The organism is Paenarthrobacter sp. 10L420 (assembly GCF_056395385.1).
Genome location: NZ_JBFTJK010000014.1, coordinates 1 through 16,923, shown reverse-complemented (window position 1 = coordinate 16,923; position 16,923 = coordinate 1). Strand labels below are relative to the sequence as shown.

Sequence of the window (16,923 nt, the reverse complement as noted above, 5' to 3'; positions counted from 1 at the left end):
CTGTCAGTTCCACTCCGCCGAACGGACCAGGATGACACCGGAATCCGGGCAGAAGACGATGTCGTCTTCAGCAGCGGCCTTGACTTCGGCCAGGTCACCGGGGCTGAGCATCATGCCGGACCCCTCGGACTTCCCGTGGAACAGCCGGGCAGCCCCGACGCCACGCTTGGCAATCGTCTTCTCATAAACTGCGAGCATTCCGGCGTCCAGAGCCTCCGCGAAAGCGGCACGCTGCCCGCGGACCACGGTTTCCTCGGCTGCGATCTCAGCAATTGCCTCATCCAATTCGGCGCGGATGCCGGCAAATGAACCCTGGATGTCATCCACGATGGCCTGCTGTGCGGCTTGACGCTCCCGCAGGGTGTCCAAACGCTCCAGGATTTCAAGCTCAACGTCCTCAAGGTCGGAGCGTCGCTTGTTAAGGGATGCGATGTCACTCTGAAGCGCCACCAGGTCCTTGGAGAGGCCGGTTCCACTGTTGAGCCTGGCTTCGTCACGTTCGATGCGGGACGCGACCTGCTCCACGTCCGCTTCGGAACGACGCAGTTCAGCTTCGGCGTCGTGCACCGCCATCTTGGCAGCGCCCAGTTCACCATTGGCTACATTCAGTGCATCCTGAAGGTCAGCTATCCGCGGATCTGTTTCCAGCACCTTCCGGCGGCCGGCCAACGATTTGAGCTTGGCATCCAGTCCCTGCAGTTCAAGCAATTTCAGTTGTTCTGCCGGTGCTGCTTTCGCCACGCTTACCTCCGCTTGTATCGCTTCCGGCCCTGGGGATCAGTTCCGGATGGACGGCCCGTGTTTATTGGGATTGTCCGTATCTTCTAGACTCTAGTCCCCGCCGGGAGTGAGTATGAAGTCCCAAGGATCGCTGTTGGTGCTGCTCACGCGGATCTCGACGTCGTAGCCCTGATCGCCCAGTACGTTGCCGAGCGCTTCCGCGGCTACGGGCAGCCACAGCCATTCACTGGCAAAGTGTGATACGTCGATGAGGTACGGCCGGCCGTTGACCGCCCCTTCGCGCGCTTCCGACGCCGGATGGTGCCGCATGTCTGCTGTCACATAGACATCTGCATTGCTGGCCCTGACGGCATCGAACAAGCTGTCGCCCGCACCACCACAGACGGCGACGCGCCGCAGCAGACCGTCCTTGTCGCCGGCCACGCGAACCCCTCCGGCCACCGCGGGGAGCATCCCAAAGACCCGGGCAGCGAAATCACCCAGGGTCATGAGCTCAGGAAGGTCACCAACCCGGCCAATGCCTTCCTCGGGCAATCCATTGGCGGCAGGGGTCAGTGGAGCAACATTCTCCAGGCCAAAGGCGTCCGCCAACACGTCCGATACGCCCCCGACGGCGGAGTCACCGTTGGTATGGACGGTCAGGAGTCCGGTGCCCGCTTCGATCAGCCGGTGCACGGCCAAGCCCTTCGCGGAGGTGGCCGCGACGGAGTTCACGCCTTTGAGCAGCAAGGGATGATGGGTAATCAGGAGGCCGGCACCCCACTCAATGGCCTCATCGATCACAGCCAATGTAGGGTCCACGGCAAACAGGATCTTGGTGATTGGCGTGTTGGGGCGCCCAACGACGAGGCCTACCTCGTCCCAGTCCTCAGCCAAGGACTCTGGCCAGAGCTCCTCAACAGCAAGCAACACCTGGCCGAGAGTCGGGTCCCCGCTTGCTTCCACTGTCCCAGCGTCGTCGCTGGAATCCGCACCAGAAATGGCGGTGTCTACTGCTTCCATACTCTTATTCTTACCTACTGGACCCGATGGGGCAGTTTTGGTAGCTGCCGTACCTGCCCAGCGGCGTTATTGTCCCGTAAGGTATTGCGGGAATCATCAGGCCCTCCAATCCATTGAAGAGATCATGAAAACTTTTGTACTTGGTGGTGGATGCTTCTGGTGCCTTGATGCCGTGTACCAGAAAACCCGCGGTGTCAGTTCGGTAGTCTCCGGCTATACGGGTGGCCATGTCCGAAACCCTGACTACTACGACGTCTGCTCGGGAACTACCGGTCATGCAGAGGTGGTTGCGGTGACATTCGACGAAACCGTGGTGCCGGAGGAGGTCATTCTTGACATGTTCTTCGCGTTGCACGACCCCACCACGTTGAACCGGCAGGGCTACGACACAGGCACCCAATACCGTTCGTCGATGTTCTACACCACGACGGAGGAAAAGATCCTCTTCGAAGAAGCCATCGAGCGCGCGCAAGCACTCTGGGCCAATCCGATTGTGACGGAAGTAAGCCGGCTACCCGAGTTCTATGAGGCAGAGGAAGTCCATCAGAACTATTACGCCAAGTTCCCGTACCAGGGCTATTGCCAGGTCATCATCAATCCAAAACTGGCCAAAGCGCGGAAATATTACTCTGCATGGCTAACTGCTTAGCAGGGTTTCGATGCGGCTGGTTAGGCTGACCTCAGCATTCCCTCTTCAGAGATAGGCATAATCTTCATGGCAAGGATCTACGACGACGTCACCCAGCTGGTCGGCCGCACTCCGCTGGTCCGTTTGAACCGGCTGACCGAAGGCCTTGAGGCCACCGTTGCGGTCAAGCTTGAGTTCTACAACCCGGCCAACAGCGTGAAGGACCGTATCGGTGTGGCCATCATTGACGCCGCCGAAAAGTCCGGTGCCCTGAAGCCTGGCGGAACTATTGTGGAAGGCACCTCCGGTAACACCGGAATCGCCCTTGCCCTTGTTGGTGCCGCACGCGGCTACAAGGTCATCCTGACCATGCCTGAAACCATGTCCACGGAACGTCGCGTCATGCTTCGCGCTTACGGTGCAGAGATCGTACTGACTCCCGGTTCCGAAGGCATGCGCGGCGCCGTTGAAAAGGCGCAGGAAATTGTTGCCAACACAGAGAACTCCATCTGGGCTCAGCAGTTCGCCAACCCGGCCAACCCGGAGATCCACCGCAACACAACAGCCGAGGAAATCTGGGCTGACACAGATGGCGAAGTAGACATCTTTGTTGGCGGCATCGGTACCGGCGGTACCGTGACCGGCGTCGGGCAGCTCCTTAAGGAGCGCAAGCCCGAAGTCCAGATCATTGCCGTTGAGCCCAAGGACTCCCCCATCCTTAATGGCGGCAGCCCCGGTCCCCACAAGATCCAGGGCCTGGGCGCCAACTTCATTCCGGAGGTCCTTGACACGAACGTCTACGACGAAGTCCTCGACGCTACCCTTGAAGACTCGGTTGCCACCGCCCGAGCCTTGGGTTCCAAGGAAGGCGTACTCGCCGGCATCTCCGGCGGCGCCGCAGTATGGGGTGCACTGGAAGTCGCCAAGCGTCCCGAGAACAAGGGCAAGCTGATCGTCGTGATCGTGCCGGACTTCGGAGAGCGTTACATCTCCACTGTGCTCTTTGACGATATCCGCGGCTAACACTTCGCCCGCAAGCATTCATTTCCTGTAGAAAGGTCTTTGTGAGCTTCTTCGCAAGGCTTAAGGAAGACCTCGACGCCGCCCGGTCACATGACCCGGCGGCTCGAGGTTCTTTTGAGAACTTTTTCGCCTACTCCGGCCTGCACGCCATCTGGGCACACCGCGTGACCCACAAGCTCTGGCAAAACCCGGCCCTTCGCTTTCCCGCCCGCCTGATTTCCCAGTTGGCGAGATTCCTGACGGGCATCGAGATCCATCCCGGCGCAACCATCGGCCGGCGTTTCTTCATCGACCACGGCATGGGCGTCGTTATCGGTGAAACTGCTGAAATCGGCGAGGACGTGATGATCTACCACGGTGTGACGCTCGGCGGCCGGTCCCTTGCCAAGGTCAAGCGCCATCCGACCATCGGGGATCGTGTGACCATCGGCGCCGGCGCCAAGGTCCTGGGTCCCATTACAATCGGCGCAGACAGCGCAATTGGTGCGAACGCCGTCGTGGTGAAGAACGCTCCCCCGGAGTCGATCATCACCGGCATTCCTGCCACATGGCGGCACCGCGACGCGAAATCCGAAACCAAACCGGCGGTTGACCCGGCTGAGTACTACATCGAATACCGGATCTAGCTGGTAAACCTCTTGTAGGAGTTCCAGAGGACGGCGTCGAAGACGCGGTCAGGAAGCACCCTCCGTAAGGCCAGGACGCTCCAGGCTCCCCTACCCACCGGGTAGCGGGTCTTGGGGCGTTTTGCCGTTGACGCGCGAACTATTGCCCTGGCCACGACCCTCGGAGGTGTGGACAAGAACTGTCCGGACGTTGACGCCAAGGCTGCTGCCATGACGTGGACCTGCCCTTTGTATGGACCTCTACCGGACGCGGACAACAGGCCTTCCCCGGCAATGGTGCCCCATTCGGTGTCCGTTCCGGCTGGTTCAATAAGGACGACATCGATGCCGTGCGGCTTTAACTCGAGCCGCAAAGAATCGCTCATCCCCTCCACTGCGAATTTTGTCCCGTGGTACCAAGCGCCCAGGGGCTCATAGATCTTTCCTCCAATGGAGGAGACGTTGATGATCCGACCAGAACCCACTTGCCGCATCCTTGGAATAACGAGTTGAGTCATCCTTGCCAGACCCATCACGTTCACCTCGAACTGGCGCCTGCCTTCGGCCAAGGGAACCTCTTCCAGGGAGCCGTAGGAGCCGTACCCGGCGTTGTTCACGAGGACGTCTATGTGCCCGTGTGCAGCCTCAACAAGCGCGACTGCTGAGGCCATGGAGTCCTCGATGGTGACATCCAGGTGCATGACGGTGATTCCCTGTGCCTTAAGCGGATGCATCTTCTCCACCCGACGCGCGCCGGCGTAGACAACGAACCCTTCAGACCTCAGGGCACGCGCCGTCTCGAAACCAATGCCGGTAGATGCTCCAGTGACAAAGGCGATGCGGTCGGTCATGGCACTGGCTCCTTGGCTCGTGGCACCCGCGCGATGGCCCAGTACCCGTTCCGGCACGGCAAAGGCCGGCTCCTCCCAGCGTATCGGGGAAGAACCGGCCTTGCGGTGGAACTTAGTGGGTGTCGACGGCCGAGATTTCGGACTTGTCTTCGCCCCACAGCGTGTGGAACGTACCTTCGGCATCAACGCGACCGTAGGTGTGCGCACCAAAGAGGTCGCGCTGGCCCTGGATCAGGGCAGCGGCAACGCGCTTGCGGCGCAGGCCGTCGTAGTACGCCAACGAGGAGGAGAAGACCGGTACCGGGATGCCCAGCTGGACGGCGGTAGCAACAACGCGGCGCCAGGCCGGGAGTGCCTCGGCGATGGCCTTGGTGAAGGCCGGCGCGAACAACAGGTTGGCGGGCTTCTCCTCGGCAGCGTAAGCCTTGGTGATGTCCTTGAGCAATTCGGCACGAATGATGCAGCCAGCACGCCACAGCGAGGCGATCTCGTCCAGCTTGAGGTCCCAGCCATACTCCTTGGCAGCGGAGGTCAGCATGTCCAGGCCCTGGGCGTAGGACACCAGCTTGGAGGCGTACAGTGCCTGGCGGACGTCCTCAACGAACGTCTCGGGGATCTCGACGGCGGCTTCCTCACCGGCAAGGAGTTCCTGGCCAAGCTTGCGCTGCTCTGCCTGGGAAGACAGTGCACGGGCAAACACTGACTCGGCAATGCCGGACACCGGAGAGCCGAGTTCCAGGGCGGAGATGACCGTCCAACGTCCGGTTCCCTTCTGGCCTGCGGCATCCACGACGACGTCAACGAACGGCTTGCCGGTCTTGGCGTCAACGTGGCCCAGGACTTCGGCGGAGATTTCGATCAGGAAGGAGGACAGATCGCCCTTGTTCCACTCAGCGAAAATCTTGGACTGCTCAGCCGGCTCAATGCCGGCACCGGAGCGGAGGAGATCGAATGCTTCACCGATGACCTGCATGTCGGCGTATTCGATGCCGTTGTGGACCATCTTCACGAAGTGGCCGGCACCGTCGGTGCCGATCCAAGCGCAGCACGGTTCGCCGTCGACCTTTGCGGCAATCTTCTCCAACAGCGGCCCAAGGGCGTCGTAGGACTCACGGGAGCCGCCGGGCATGATCGAAGGACCGTTCAACGCGCCTTCTTCGCCACCGGAAACACCGACGCCTACAAAGTGGAGGTCCTTCTTGGCCAGCGCGGCTTCGCGGCGGCGGGTGTCCTCGTAGTGCGAGTTACCGGCATCGATGATGATGTCGCCGGCCTCGAGCAGCGGCTCGAGCTGCTCGATGACGTTGTCCACGGGAGCGCCTGCCTTGACCATGATCAGGACACGGCGGGGCTTTTCAAGGGAATCAACGAGTTCCTGCAGCGTTTCCGTGCGGATGAAATCGCCGTCCGTGCCGTGCTTTTCCAGCAGGGCGTCGGTCTTTTCCACGGAGCGGTTGTGGAGAGCCACGGTGAAGCCGTTGCGGGCCAGGTTGCGGGCCAGGTTGGCGCCCATCACCGCAAGGCCGGTGACACCGATGTGTGCTGACATCAAAACTCCAATTCGATCGTGTGCAAACAGTCCCACCTACCCCCCTGGGGGCACGCAGGAAGCGATTTCAAAACCAGGGGCTGTAATAAACCATACGTATTTAAGCCATGAGCAGGAAAGTGGCGCCCACGTTGTGGAACGGCGCCACGTCATAAACAGTCTATGATGTGCGTGACTTCCGCAGCCTCCCACGCGTGCAGCACGACACCGGATGCTACACGCGGAATGTCTTCCCCCCACTATGCTTACGTCTATGTCAACCAGCCTCCACCACCGCGCCGTAGAGCACCTGGGAACCCGGATTGTGGGCGGCGCCCTTCCCACCGGCCATGTCATGCTGGCCGAACATCTGGAAGACGAGCTCAACGTTTCTCGCTCGGTGGTCCGGGAGGCCGTCCGCGTCCTGCAGTCGCTGGGCTTGGTGGAGACGATCAAGCGTGTCGGAATCCGCGTCCTCCCCGCCCATCGTTGGAATCCCTTTGATCCGTTGGTCATTCGTTGGCGATTGGCTGGCGAGGGCCGTGGCGCCCAACTGAGGTCCCTCGCGGAGCTTCGTTCCGCCGTCGAGCCTGTTGCTGCGGAACTGGCAGCTGGAAACGCTCCGGAAACGCTGCGCCGGGAACTCGTGGATATTTCGCTGGCCATGAAGGAAGCCGGCGACGCCGGAGACATGCCACGGTTCCTTGACCTCGATATCCGGTTCCACGCGCTGGTGCTGTCCGGCTCCGGAAACGAAATGTTTGCCAACCTGATTGGCCAGGTGACAGAGACCCTGACGGGACGCACAGTGCACGGACTCATGCCTGAGCACCCGCAGAAGCAGGCGCTGCAGTGGCACATTGACGTCGCCCACGCGATCGACGCCGGCGACGGTCAGCAGGCCAAAGATGCGGCCGGAAAAATTATGCGCCAAACGATCGCGGAGCTGGCGCCCAGCTGGAATGACCAGCCCCGCGTGTTCGTACCCGTGGCGAAAAACTAAGTCTGGAAGTTCAGCAGGACTTTGCCGGACTCGGCTGAGTTCCTGGCAACTTCGAATGCCTCGAGGCCATGCGCGAGTTCGAACTCGTGCGTTACCACGGGGTCCACGAACAAGGATCCGTCGGCCAACGCTGCGATGACGTCGTCGATTTCGCCGTTGAACCGGAAGGATCCCAGCAGTTCCAGTTCCCGGGTGATGGCCAGGGAGATGAAGACCGGCTGCGGGCCCGAGGGCAGCAGCCCCACCATCACCACTTTGCCGCCGCGAGTGGCTCCCTTGATGGCCGAGGCAAGGCCGTGGTGGCTGCCGGAAGACTCGATGACGACGTCGGCCTCCACAGACGCGATGGCCTCGGCGTCGTCGCCCTTCAAGACGGCATCGGCACCCACGGCGCGTGCGATCTCCAAGGGCTTGTCATGCATATCTACGGCGACGATCCGGGCAGCGCCGGCGCGCTTGAGGACAGCGACAGCGAGGGCACCGATCGGGCCGCTACCGATCACCATGGCAGTCTTTCCCGCGACGTCACCGGCCCGGGCGACGGCATGCCAGGCCACGCTGGCCGGTTCCACCAATGCCGCGGTCCGCAGATCCAGGGTTTCCGGCAGGGCACGGAGCATCCGCGAGGGAAGGGTGGCGTAGCGGCTGAAAGCGCCGTCGGTGTGCGGGTAGCGTGCCGCGCTGCCCAGGTACGTGCAGCCCGGGGAAAGGTTGGGCCGCTCTGCCGGGTAGCGTGCCGCGCCCGGGCCCGGTGTGGCCGGGTGCACGGCTACTGGAGTGCCGGTCACAGGGCCGCTGCCCTCGGCTGCCTGCTCGATGACGACGCCGACAATTTCATGGCCCAGGACCATCGGGGCCTTCAGGATGGACTCCCCGGCGGCACCATGCAGCCAGTAGTGCAGGTCTGAACCGCAGATCCCGCCGTAGGCGATCTCCACGATCGACTCATCCGGCGCCGGCGCCTTCAGCGGGATGTCTTCGATCCGCAGGTCCCCTTTGGCATGGGCGACGACCGCGGGGCCGGAGGCCGGGAGGGTGATGCCCATCAGACCACCACCGTCATTCCGCCATCGACGAAGATCGTCTGGCCATTGACGAAATTGGACCCCTGGGACGCAAGCCACACAACAGGCCCGGCCAGGTCAGCGACCGTGCCCCACCGGTGGGCCGGTGTCCGGCCGAGGATCCAGGTGTTGAACGCTTCGTCATCGACCAGGTTCTGTGTCATTTCCGTATGGATGTACCCCGGGGCGATGCCGTTGATCTGCAACCCGGAACCGGCCCATTCAGCCGTCATCGCCCGGGTCAGGTTACGCAGCCCGCCCTTGGCCGCCACATACGGGGCAATCGTCGGCCGGGCAAGGTCGGTCTGGACCGAGCAGATGTTGATGATCTTCCCCCGGCCCCGGGGAATCATATGCCGCGCCGCTTCCCGGCCCACCAGGAACGCGCTGGTCAGATCCGTGCTGATCACCCGGTCCCAGTCCTTCACATCCAGGTCAAGCATGGGAACACGGTGCTGGATACCTGCGTTGTTGACTAGGATCTCCAACGGGCCAACGTTGGCCTCGATCCACGCCACACCGTCAGCAGCTGAAGCCGCATCCGTCACATCAAACGCCCGGCTGTGGACCCTTCCCGCAGGATAGTCAGCAGCCATGGCCTGATGGGCCGCTTCAAGCCGCCCCGTGGTGATGCCGTTGAGCACTACAGTTGCTCCGGCGTCGGCGAGGCCCCGGGCCAGGGCGTTGCCAATCCCCCGGCTCGAACCCGTCACCAACGCGACGCGTCCACTCAGATCAAATAGTCCACTCATGTTTCTTTTTGCATTCCTTCTTGTCTGGACAAGTTTGTTGGTCAGGGCCGGCAGTTAGTTGTCAGCCGTGGAGAGGGAAAGATTGGCAATCGCCTGGCGAACGACGGCGAGGTCCTGATCGCCAAGTCCTTGACGTTTGAGCTCGCCGTAGAGCTGGATCGCCGCAGAGGCCATAGGTACCGGGGAGCCCACAGCTTCGGCGCTTTGGACCACGAAGGCAAGATCCTTGTGCATGAATTTGGCTGGTCCGGTGGGCGCATAGTCCTTTGCTGCCAAGCGTGGCCCGACGACGTCCAACACCCGGCTTCCGGCCAACCCTCCTGCGAGGACTTCATACAGCGCGGCAACATCCATACCGGAGCGCACGGCAAGCTCAGCAGCCTCGGCAAGTGCCGCCGTCGTGGTTCCGACGATCAGTTGATTGCAGGCCTTGGCGAGCGAGCCCGATCCCAGTGGGCCCATCCGGCGCACCGTTGTTCCCATGGTTTCAAAGAGTGGCAGAAGCCGTTCAAAGTCCGCTTCGGACGCTCCTGCCATAATGGCCAAAGTTCCGCTTTCGGCGCCTATAGTGCCGCCACTCACTGGCGCGTCAATCACTACGGCATTTCCGTCGCTGGCCTGATGGACTCGTTCGCCGAACTGGCGGACATCCGTTGGAGAAACGCTGCTCATAATAACGACGGCGGTCCCCGGCTGGGGCGGTTCCGACCCCCACGCATCGAGCAAGCCTTCTGCTGCAGATTCAATGAAGGGCAAATCGGGGAGCATGAAAACGATCGCCGGTTCGTCCCGGAGTTGGGCAACGGTCCCCACCCGGCTGATGCCGGCAAGGCCTTCAAAAACAGCCTCGGAACGGTTCCACGCCTTGACAACCCATCCTGCTTCAGCGATGTTGGCCGCCATGGGAGCTCCCATGAGTCCCAAGCCTACGAAACCCACACGTTTGCTGGTCATGTCGTGAAGAACCTCACTTCTTTGTGTCCATCAAAAGTTTGTCCCAATCAAAATCAACTGTTCAATATCCTAGCCTCCATTCAGTATGATGAACACTATGACGACTGATGAACTTACCATCGCGATCGCTGTGCCGCTCGAAGTTGAGCATGTGGAGCGCATCCGCGCCGTAGATCCTTCCCTAACGGTCCTGTACGAACCAGACCTCCTTCCGCCTGAGCGTTTCCCTGCAGACCACAGCGGGGACCCGGATTTCAAGCGGACCCCGGAGCAGGAAGAACGCTACTGGACCATGCTCAACCGGGCTCAGGTTCTGTACGGCTTCCCTAACGAAAGTCCGGCTGGGCTTGCCCGGATTGCCCGGAGCAATCCGCACCTTCAATGGATTCACGCCATGGCCGCAGGGGCCGGCGGAGCTGTTAAGGCTTCGGGGCTGGATACTGAGACTCTCCGAAAATTCCGGGTTACTACTTCAGCAGGGGTCCACGCGTTGCCGCTCGCGGAATTCTCCGCCTTTGGCATCCTTAACGGCTTCAAGCGCAGCGCCGAAATGGCCCAGGACCAAGCGGCCAAGGTTTGGCCCGAGTTGCGAACACCCACCAAGTTGGCCAACGGATCCAAGGTGGTCATTGCCGGGCTTGGCGAGATCGGCATGGAAACCGCACGTATTGCCCGTGCTCTGGGGATGAGGGTCAGCGGCACCAAACGCAACGTCGAGGCCATTGAAGGCATCGACGAGGTCACTAACAATGACGGCCTTGCGGATCTGGTTGCCGACGCTGATGCCGTGGTGAACACACTCCCCGGCACTCCGTACACTGAGAAGCTGTTCAGCACTGACATCTTCTCCGCCATGCAGCCGGGTACCGTGTTCGTCAACGTTGGCCGTGGCACAGTGGTGGACGAGGATGCCCTTCTTGAAGCCCTCAACAACGGGCAGGTTGCCTATGCTTGCCTGGACGTCTTTGCCGTCGAGCCGCTCCCGCAGGATAGTCCCCTGTGGAACCACCCCAAGGTTCTGGTATCGCCACACACGTCCGCACTGAGCACAGCCGAAAACCGCCTCATCGCGGAACGCTTCTGCAGCAATCTCCGTACTTTCCTGGACGGTGGCGACCTTCCCCATCTGGTGGATCCGGTCCACTTCTACTAGGCCCGATTTTTACCAGGCCCGATCAAGCTCTGATGCAAAAGGCTCCCACCCCAAGGGGTCGGAGCCTTTTTGCGTCAATGTTTTCTGCGCAATGCCTCGAAGCTGCCGGTGGGCTACTTCGCGTCCTCAAGGGAAAGAAGGTCCCGTCCAGCTGTTTCAGGCGTGAAGAACGTCGTAATGAAGGAAATCAGCGCCAAGACGAGCGAGTAAACCGCCAGTACTACCCAGGAGTTATGCGTAGCCGCCAGAAGGATGGCGCCGAGCAGGGGCACGAGGCCACCCGCCAGCACAGCAGAGATTTCGCGGCTCAGTGCAACACCGGTGAAGCGATACTGGGAACCAAACAGTTCAGGTAGCAATGGGCACTGCGGACCCAGCATGGACTGGACGCCCAGTGCGATACCAACCACCATGACAGCCCATACGAGAGTCACGTTTCCGAGGGTCACCAGGTAGAAGGCGGGGATGGCAAAGACCGCCTGGAACAACGCGCCGTACCGGTAAACCCGTACCCGACCAAAGCGGTCGGACAGCGCACCGAAGGTGACCACCATAACGGCCGCGAATCCAGCGGCAATCAGGAGTCCCACAGGGCCAATGAATTTGTCTCCAGGGAAGACACCTTCCTTGACCGACATGAAGGAGATCAGCAGGGCCGAATAGATGGACGAATTACCGTTCTCTCCCATCCGGAGTCCTATACCAACCAGCACGTTCCTTCTGGAGTGCTTCCAAAGTTGACCGACAGGGTTCTTGACCACATTCTTATGCTTCTCCAATTCCTGAAATACCGGGGTTTCCTTCAACCTCAGGCGAATGAAGACGGCAACGATGATCAGGACAAAGCTGGCAAGGAACGGCACCCTCCAGAGCCACGCCTCGAAAGCATCCTTATCCGCCAGCTGCAATAGTGCGAAAGTTCCGGCGCCCAGGAGCGTGCCGAGCTGAATGCCCACGAATGGCAGCGACGCGAAGTATCCGCGACGCTTCGGCGGAGCCACTTCTGATATCAGGGTTGTGGCTCCAGCCTGTTCCGCTCCGGCACCCAAGCCCTGCATGATGCGCAACGTCACCAGGAGTACGGCGCCGAGCATTCCGGCTTGCTCGAAGGTGGGCAGCAGGCCGATGGCAAAGCTTGCGAGTCCCATCATGCCAATTGTCAGCAACAGGACTATTTTGCGGCCAAACCTGTCTCCGATAAATCCGAAGAAAATACCGCCGAAGGGCCTGGCCGCAAATCCCACGCCATAGGTGGCAAAGGATGCGATCAAAGCCCCACTCTCACCCAAGGGTTTGAAGAACAAGGGCCCAAAGATCAGGGCCGAGGCCAGGCCGTAAATGTAGAAATCGTAGTACTCCAGGGCAGAACCCACGGAGCTGGCCAGCGTCGCCCTGCGAAGCTGTTCCGGCTCAACCACTGCATCGTCAGCCTCAGCTGCGAGCTTTGCATTAGTACGAGTTGTCACAAGCACTCCCTCAAAATCACCCCGGGCCCCCGTTGGCCCGGCGAGATAGTGATGGCATCACCGCCAAGATCACTATGATGAACAGCGTACAGCTTGCTGAACGCACTGCCAAGGTTGAAATCAGATTTATTCAAAACCGGCGATTGTGACGGGCAGCACGGCATCAACCCATCGGATTCCCCAGTGAACGCGCGAGCTCCTTGAGTTCCTTGACCATGAGGGCGCCCTGTTCCTCGGAATAAGTAGCCTTCAATGCAGTAACAGAAAGCCCCAGGCTTGGACCATGTGCTCCATGGGTGGGCACGGGAACGGCAAGGCACACCACGCCTACCGTTGATTCTTCGTCCTCAAAGGCAAATCCCTGCGTGCGGATCGTGGCAATCTGCGCCTTCAGTTCCTCTGCCCTGCGCAGCGAGTTCGGAGTCATGACCGGAAGTTCCATGCCATCCGGGAACATGGCATCGATGTCGTGATCGTGCAACTGCGCCAGGAGCGCCTTTCCTACACTGCAGAGGGAGACTGGCATCTTGTCGCCTATGTTGGAGGTCAACCGAACTGCAGGATGACCTTCATAGCGCGCAAGGTAAATGACATGGTCCCCGTCCAACATGGCAATGCGGACAGTTTCTCCGGACAGGGTGGGCGCTTGTTCACAGTACTTATAGAACTCCTGCACTTCGTCCAACCGGCTCAAGTAGGCGGCGCCCAGCTCCACGAGCTTTCGACCCAAGCCAAAGTCCGCGCCCTGCCTGGTAATAAGCCGCGCCTCCTCGAGCGCCAGCAGCAGATTGGACGTGGAAGATTTAGGGATTCCCAACTCCCTGGACAGATCACTCAGGGTGAGGCGGCCCGACGGCGATTCTGCCAATGCTTCCAGAACGGCCGCGGCGCGGGTCACCGCAGGCGCCGGCGATGAAGCGCCCAGTCCCTCGGAGCGGATAATGCGGGAATCGGCCATGATTCTCCTTCGTCATATCAAACCGGACGTCGCCGTCCAGCGGCTGTTCATTCAGCTGAACACTACCCATCATAGTGTGACTGCTTGCCGTCCTGCCGGGGCGAAAGGCGACTTTGTCGACACACAAGGCCTTAAGGAGGGCTTTACTTTCCAAACCGAAAAGTTCGCTGTATATTCATTTTCGAGCTCTCCACCGCGGCATCCCCCAATAGTCGCGGTGGAGAGCTCATCCATTTCCCGGCCCGAATCCTATGCCGCCACCCGCTCTTCGCCACGCAGGTACCAGCCCCCACCGCTTCCGTCCCGCACGAGTTCCCAGGTTGCCAGGCTGGACATGGCGTTGCTTCCCAGCCGCACCTGGACTTGCAACACCTCAACATCCACGCGGCCCTGCCCGCGGGGCATGCGCTTGGCGCTCTCCCACCACGGCACCCTCTCGAACCATCGGAATGGTTCTTCGGCAATCTGCCAGTTCCGACCGCCCCGGACAACCGTAGTTGCCGTACCGCCCGCTGAAGTGAGGATGTATACCTGTTCCATGAGCCAGACACTAGGCGTGGGCACTGACTTTTTTCGGGTGCTTCCAGGGGAAAGGAAAACCCCGCCATTCTCGAACCTTGCGGTCCAGAATGACGGGGTTTCTTTGTGGGTCCTACCGGGATCGAACCGATGACATCCACGGTGTAAACGTGGCGCTCTACCAGCTGAGCTAAAGACCCAAAGTTCAGTTTCAGTGCCTTAGCGCTTCAACCAACGAACAATGACTCTACATGATCATTCGGGCGAAACACCAATCGAGTCCCTCGCTACAGGAAGGCCAGGCAAATTCCGCGCGAGATAATCCAGGGCACCGCTCACTCCCACTTCAAGTTTCAGGGCGGCAAATTCGTCACCTCGAGTGGATCCCCTGTTGATGATGACCACCGGCTTGCCTGCCTTCGCCGCATGGCGGACGAACCTCAACCCACTCATCACCGTGAGCGAGGAGCCGGCAACCAAGAGAGCTTCGGCTGCGTCCACCATGGCATATGCCCGTTCGACGCGGGTTTTGGGAACATTTTCGCCAAAGTAGACGAAGTCAGGCTTCAGCGTGCCGCCGCAGACAGGACAAACTGCCACCACGAATGACTGTATAAGTTCGGGATCTTCCACGGTGGCATCGGCGTCTGGTGCCATCTCCACCGCCCCCGCCTCAAGCGCGGCTGCGACGAACCCCGGATTCAGCTCCTCAAGGATGGCTGCGAGCAGCTTTCTGGAAAAAATGTGTCCGTTCTCAGGGCAAATCACCTGATCAAAGCGCCCATGCAGATCCACTACATTGGTGCTCCCGGCGTCCTCGTGGAGCCTGTCGACGTTTTGGGTGATGAGGCCGGTCAGCAGACCTCGCCGTTCCATGAGGGCGACGGCGAGATGACCGGCATTTGGATCAGCGTGCCGCAGGTGGGACCAGCCGATATGGTTCCGGGCCCAATACCGCCGTCGATTGGCAGCACTGCCGATGAATTCCTGATAGGTCATGGGGCTCCGTGGCGCCGAACCAGGTCCCCGGTAGTCCGGAATACCCGAATCGGTGCTGAGCCCGGCCCCAGTGAGAATAGCCAGCCGCTTGCCGCCAAGGATGTCCAGGGCTTCCTTCAAGGCCGCCTCTTCCCCGGCCTCCAAGGTGGCAGCGATGGCCGGCTCCATGCTGGCGAAGCCGGTCATACCAACACCGGGCCGCACTTGGTTCACCCCTGCTGCACTCTCAATTCAGAGAGCGCCTGGCGGTAGCCTGCGAGGTCCCTCGCCTGTCCCCGCGGATTGACCACCACGTACCGGATCAATCCTTCGGCATCAATGATGAACGTTCCCCTAAGAGCCATCCCGCTCCGGGCATCAAAGACACCGTAAGCCTGTGCCACAGCACCATGTGGCCAGAAATCAGCCAAAAGATCGAACTCGTAGCGTTCCTGCTCCGCGTACGCGCGCAAGGCAAATTTGCTGTCTACGGAGATCGCAAGGACCGTGGCGTTCGAGTCTTCGAAGGCGCCGATATTGTCGCGAATCTCACACAGTTCTCCCGTGCAGATGCCGGAGAAAGCGAACGGATAGAACACCACCACAACGTTGCGACCCCTGAAATCCGATAAACGGACCGGCTCGCCATATTGATTCAGCAGCTCAAAGTCAGGCGCTACCTCCCCGATCCCGGGAACGAGCACGGGGGCCGGGGCTTGCTGGACTTCCGTCACTTGTTCTTCTTCGGCACCAAGCGGGTGGCGCTCCAGTCCTTGGATACCCCGGCAGAAGTGGTCAGGTGCAGCCCGGACGTAGGCGCCGCGTCCTGGATGTCCGCCGGAGAGACGTAGTTGTCGCGGCCGGATTTGGGTGTCAGAACCCACACCACGCCGCCCTCTTTCAAGGTGGTGAGCGAATCCATCAGAGCATCGACCAGGTCACCATCGCCGTCCCGCCACCAGCAAATAACAGCGTCTACGACGTCATGATCATCTTCATCCAACAGCTCAGAGCCCGTGACATCTTCAATGTCGTCACGCAAGTCGAAATCGACGTCGTCGTCGTAGCCGCGTTCCTGAATCAGATCCCCGTCTTTGAAACCCAATCTTTCCGCCACATTTACCGATGTGGCGGCGTCGGCCTCGCTCACGTTTCCTCCTTTTGAAGTGACTTCCATTACTAACAGCCAACACCCTTTGGGCGTGTGCTTCAAGCCATTGTCCCTGCGATGACGCATATTCCGCACTACCTAGGGTGTTTCGAAGCTGTGACAATCACGTGGCATCCGTCACGGAGAGCACCAAGATGTGACATACAACGCCCCTGAAGCCCCACGGCTACGCATCCCAGCGCTGTCAAAGCTAGAGTGGCCATGAGCGCTTTGGCTGCAGGGCGATCGCCCCGAGGAATTCTACTGGGCAGCCATGCGCTCACAAGACCTGCCCGGCGCATCCGACCGGGCTGTTGAAACCGAGATGTCGCACACGACGCGTTCATGACGGGCAGTTACCCTGCCAGACCTGAGGCGCCGATGCATGCGCCTAAAGGAAGGTTGGACGTGGCTGCAGGAGAAGAGACCTCACACATCCTCAGCGGGTTGACTGCCCAGCTGCCTGATCGTGATCCGGAAGAGACCGCGGAGTGGATTGAGTCCCTTGATGCGTTGATCGCGGAGCAGGGCACGGAGCGTGCCCAGTA

The 16,923-nt window shown here is 60.6% G+C and carries 18 protein-coding genes and 1 tRNA gene; 5 read left to right on the top strand and 14 right to left on the bottom strand.

Annotation, left to right across the window (positions count from 1 at the left end):
• Positions 1 to 3 precede the first annotated feature (3 nt).
• A complete protein-coding gene (locus AC1DD5_RS18060; RefSeq protein WP_442006173.1) occupies positions 4 to 741 on the bottom strand; it encodes a zinc ribbon domain-containing protein in 738 nt (245 codons plus the stop codon).
• 90 nt (positions 742 to 831) lie between these two features.
• Positions 832 to 1,743, bottom strand: a complete 912-nt coding sequence (locus tag AC1DD5_RS18055) for a Nif3-like dinuclear metal center hexameric protein (protein WP_477522327.1) — start codon at positions 1,741 to 1,743, stop codon at positions 832 to 834.
• 124 nt (positions 1,744 to 1,867) lie between these two features.
• Between AC1DD5_RS18055 and msrA the strand changes: the two genes are divergently transcribed.
• The 3 genes from msrA to epsC all read left to right on the top strand — a co-directional run bounded on the left by msrA (position 1,868) and on the right by epsC (position 4,020).
• Positions 1,868 to 2,392, top strand: coding sequence for a peptide-methionine (S)-S-oxide reductase MsrA (msrA, locus tag AC1DD5_RS18050; RefSeq protein ID WP_216925449.1), 525 nt, complete (start codon positions 1,868 to 1,870; stop codon positions 2,390 to 2,392).
• A gap of 66 nt (positions 2,393 to 2,458) precedes the next feature.
• Complete coding sequence (cysK, locus tag AC1DD5_RS18045) at positions 2,459 to 3,394, top strand: cysteine synthase A (protein ID WP_442006176.1); 936 nt, start codon at positions 2,459 to 2,461, stop codon at positions 3,392 to 3,394.
• 41 nt (positions 3,395 to 3,435) lie between these two features.
• Positions 3,436 to 4,020 (top strand): serine O-acetyltransferase EpsC, encoded by a 585-nt coding sequence (epsC, locus tag AC1DD5_RS18040; RefSeq protein ID WP_223933212.1) that lies wholly within the window; start codon positions 3,436 to 3,438, stop codon positions 4,018 to 4,020.
• Here epsC and AC1DD5_RS18035 read toward each other — a convergent pair.
• Both AC1DD5_RS18035 and gndA read right to left on the bottom strand, forming a co-directional pair.
• Positions 4,017 to 4,850 (bottom strand): oxidoreductase, encoded by an 834-nt coding sequence (locus AC1DD5_RS18035; protein WP_477522326.1) that lies wholly within the window; start codon positions 4,848 to 4,850, stop codon positions 4,017 to 4,019. The genes epsC and AC1DD5_RS18035 overlap by 4 nt on opposite strands.
• 112 nt (positions 4,851 to 4,962) lie before the next feature.
• Positions 4,963 to 6,399 carry an NADP-dependent phosphogluconate dehydrogenase gene (gene gndA, locus AC1DD5_RS18030; RefSeq protein WP_442018382.1) on the bottom strand — a complete coding sequence of 479 codons (1,437 nt, stop codon included), beginning with the start codon at positions 6,397 to 6,399 and terminating at the stop codon, positions 4,963 to 4,965.
• Positions 6,400 to 6,652: 253 nt separating this feature from the next.
• On the opposite strand from gndA, the gene AC1DD5_RS18025 reads away from it, so the two are divergent.
• Positions 6,653 to 7,381, top strand: coding sequence for a FadR/GntR family transcriptional regulator (locus AC1DD5_RS18025; protein WP_442006180.1), 729 nt, complete (start codon positions 6,653 to 6,655; stop codon positions 7,379 to 7,381).
• On the opposite strand, the gene AC1DD5_RS18020 is transcribed toward AC1DD5_RS18025, so the two are convergent.
• The 3 genes from AC1DD5_RS18020 to AC1DD5_RS18010 are packed head-to-tail and all read right to left on the bottom strand — an operon-like array spanning position 7,378 to position 10,151.
• A complete protein-coding gene (locus tag AC1DD5_RS18020; protein WP_477522325.1) occupies positions 7,378 to 8,427 on the bottom strand; it encodes an L-idonate 5-dehydrogenase in 1,050 nt (349 codons plus the stop codon). The genes AC1DD5_RS18025 and AC1DD5_RS18020 overlap by 4 nt on opposite strands.
• Complete coding sequence (locus tag AC1DD5_RS18015; RefSeq protein ID WP_477522324.1) at positions 8,427 to 9,197, bottom strand: SDR family oxidoreductase; 771 nt, start codon at positions 9,195 to 9,197, stop codon at positions 8,427 to 8,429. The genes AC1DD5_RS18020 and AC1DD5_RS18015 overlap by 1 nt, the downstream gene beginning before the upstream one ends.
• Before the next feature lie 54 nt (positions 9,198 to 9,251).
• Entirely contained in the window at positions 9,252 to 10,151 is a 900-nt protein-coding gene (locus AC1DD5_RS18010) for an NAD(P)-dependent oxidoreductase (protein WP_477522323.1), read from the bottom strand.
• Positions 10,152 to 10,236: 85 nt separating this feature from the next.
• On the opposite strand from AC1DD5_RS18010, the gene AC1DD5_RS18005 reads away from it, so the two are divergent.
• Positions 10,237 to 11,304 carry a D-2-hydroxyacid dehydrogenase gene (locus tag AC1DD5_RS18005; RefSeq protein ID WP_477522322.1) on the top strand — a complete coding sequence of 356 codons (1,068 nt, stop codon included), beginning with the start codon at positions 10,237 to 10,239 and terminating at the stop codon, positions 11,302 to 11,304.
• Between the two features lie 113 nt (positions 11,305 to 11,417).
• Here the strand turns inward: AC1DD5_RS18005 and AC1DD5_RS18000 are convergent, their stop codons facing one another.
• The 7 genes from AC1DD5_RS18000 to AC1DD5_RS17970 form a co-directional block, all read right to left on the bottom strand.
• Positions 11,418 to 12,776, bottom strand: a complete 1,359-nt coding sequence (locus AC1DD5_RS18000) for an MFS transporter (protein ID WP_477522321.1) — start codon at positions 12,774 to 12,776, stop codon at positions 11,418 to 11,420.
• A gap of 157 nt (positions 12,777 to 12,933) precedes the next feature.
• Positions 12,934 to 13,728: an IclR family transcriptional regulator gene (locus AC1DD5_RS17995; protein WP_477522320.1), complete on the bottom strand. Its 795-nt coding sequence runs from the start codon at positions 13,726 to 13,728 to the stop codon at positions 12,934 to 12,936.
• 249 nt (positions 13,729 to 13,977) lie between these two features.
• Positions 13,978 to 14,268, bottom strand: a complete 291-nt coding sequence (locus AC1DD5_RS17990; protein WP_477522319.1) for a hypothetical protein — start codon at positions 14,266 to 14,268, stop codon at positions 13,978 to 13,980.
• Positions 14,269 to 14,374: 106 nt separating this feature from the next.
• Positions 14,375 to 14,447, bottom strand: a tRNA-Val gene (locus tag AC1DD5_RS17985).
• 55 nt (positions 14,448 to 14,502) lie between these two features.
• Complete coding sequence (locus tag AC1DD5_RS17980) at positions 14,503 to 15,432, bottom strand: NAD-dependent protein deacetylase (protein ID WP_477522318.1); 930 nt, start codon at positions 15,430 to 15,432, stop codon at positions 14,503 to 14,505.
• A 23-nt stretch (positions 15,433 to 15,455) separates the two neighbouring features.
• Positions 15,456 to 15,959 (bottom strand): peroxiredoxin, encoded by a 504-nt coding sequence (locus AC1DD5_RS17975; protein ID WP_442006189.1) that lies wholly within the window; start codon positions 15,957 to 15,959, stop codon positions 15,456 to 15,458.
• Positions 15,956 to 16,375 (bottom strand): DUF3052 domain-containing protein, encoded by a 420-nt coding sequence (locus AC1DD5_RS17970; RefSeq protein WP_216925434.1) that lies wholly within the window; start codon positions 16,373 to 16,375, stop codon positions 15,956 to 15,958. Before AC1DD5_RS17970 ends, AC1DD5_RS17975 begins: the two co-directional genes overlap by 4 nt.
• Positions 16,376 to 16,923 lie beyond the last annotated feature (548 nt).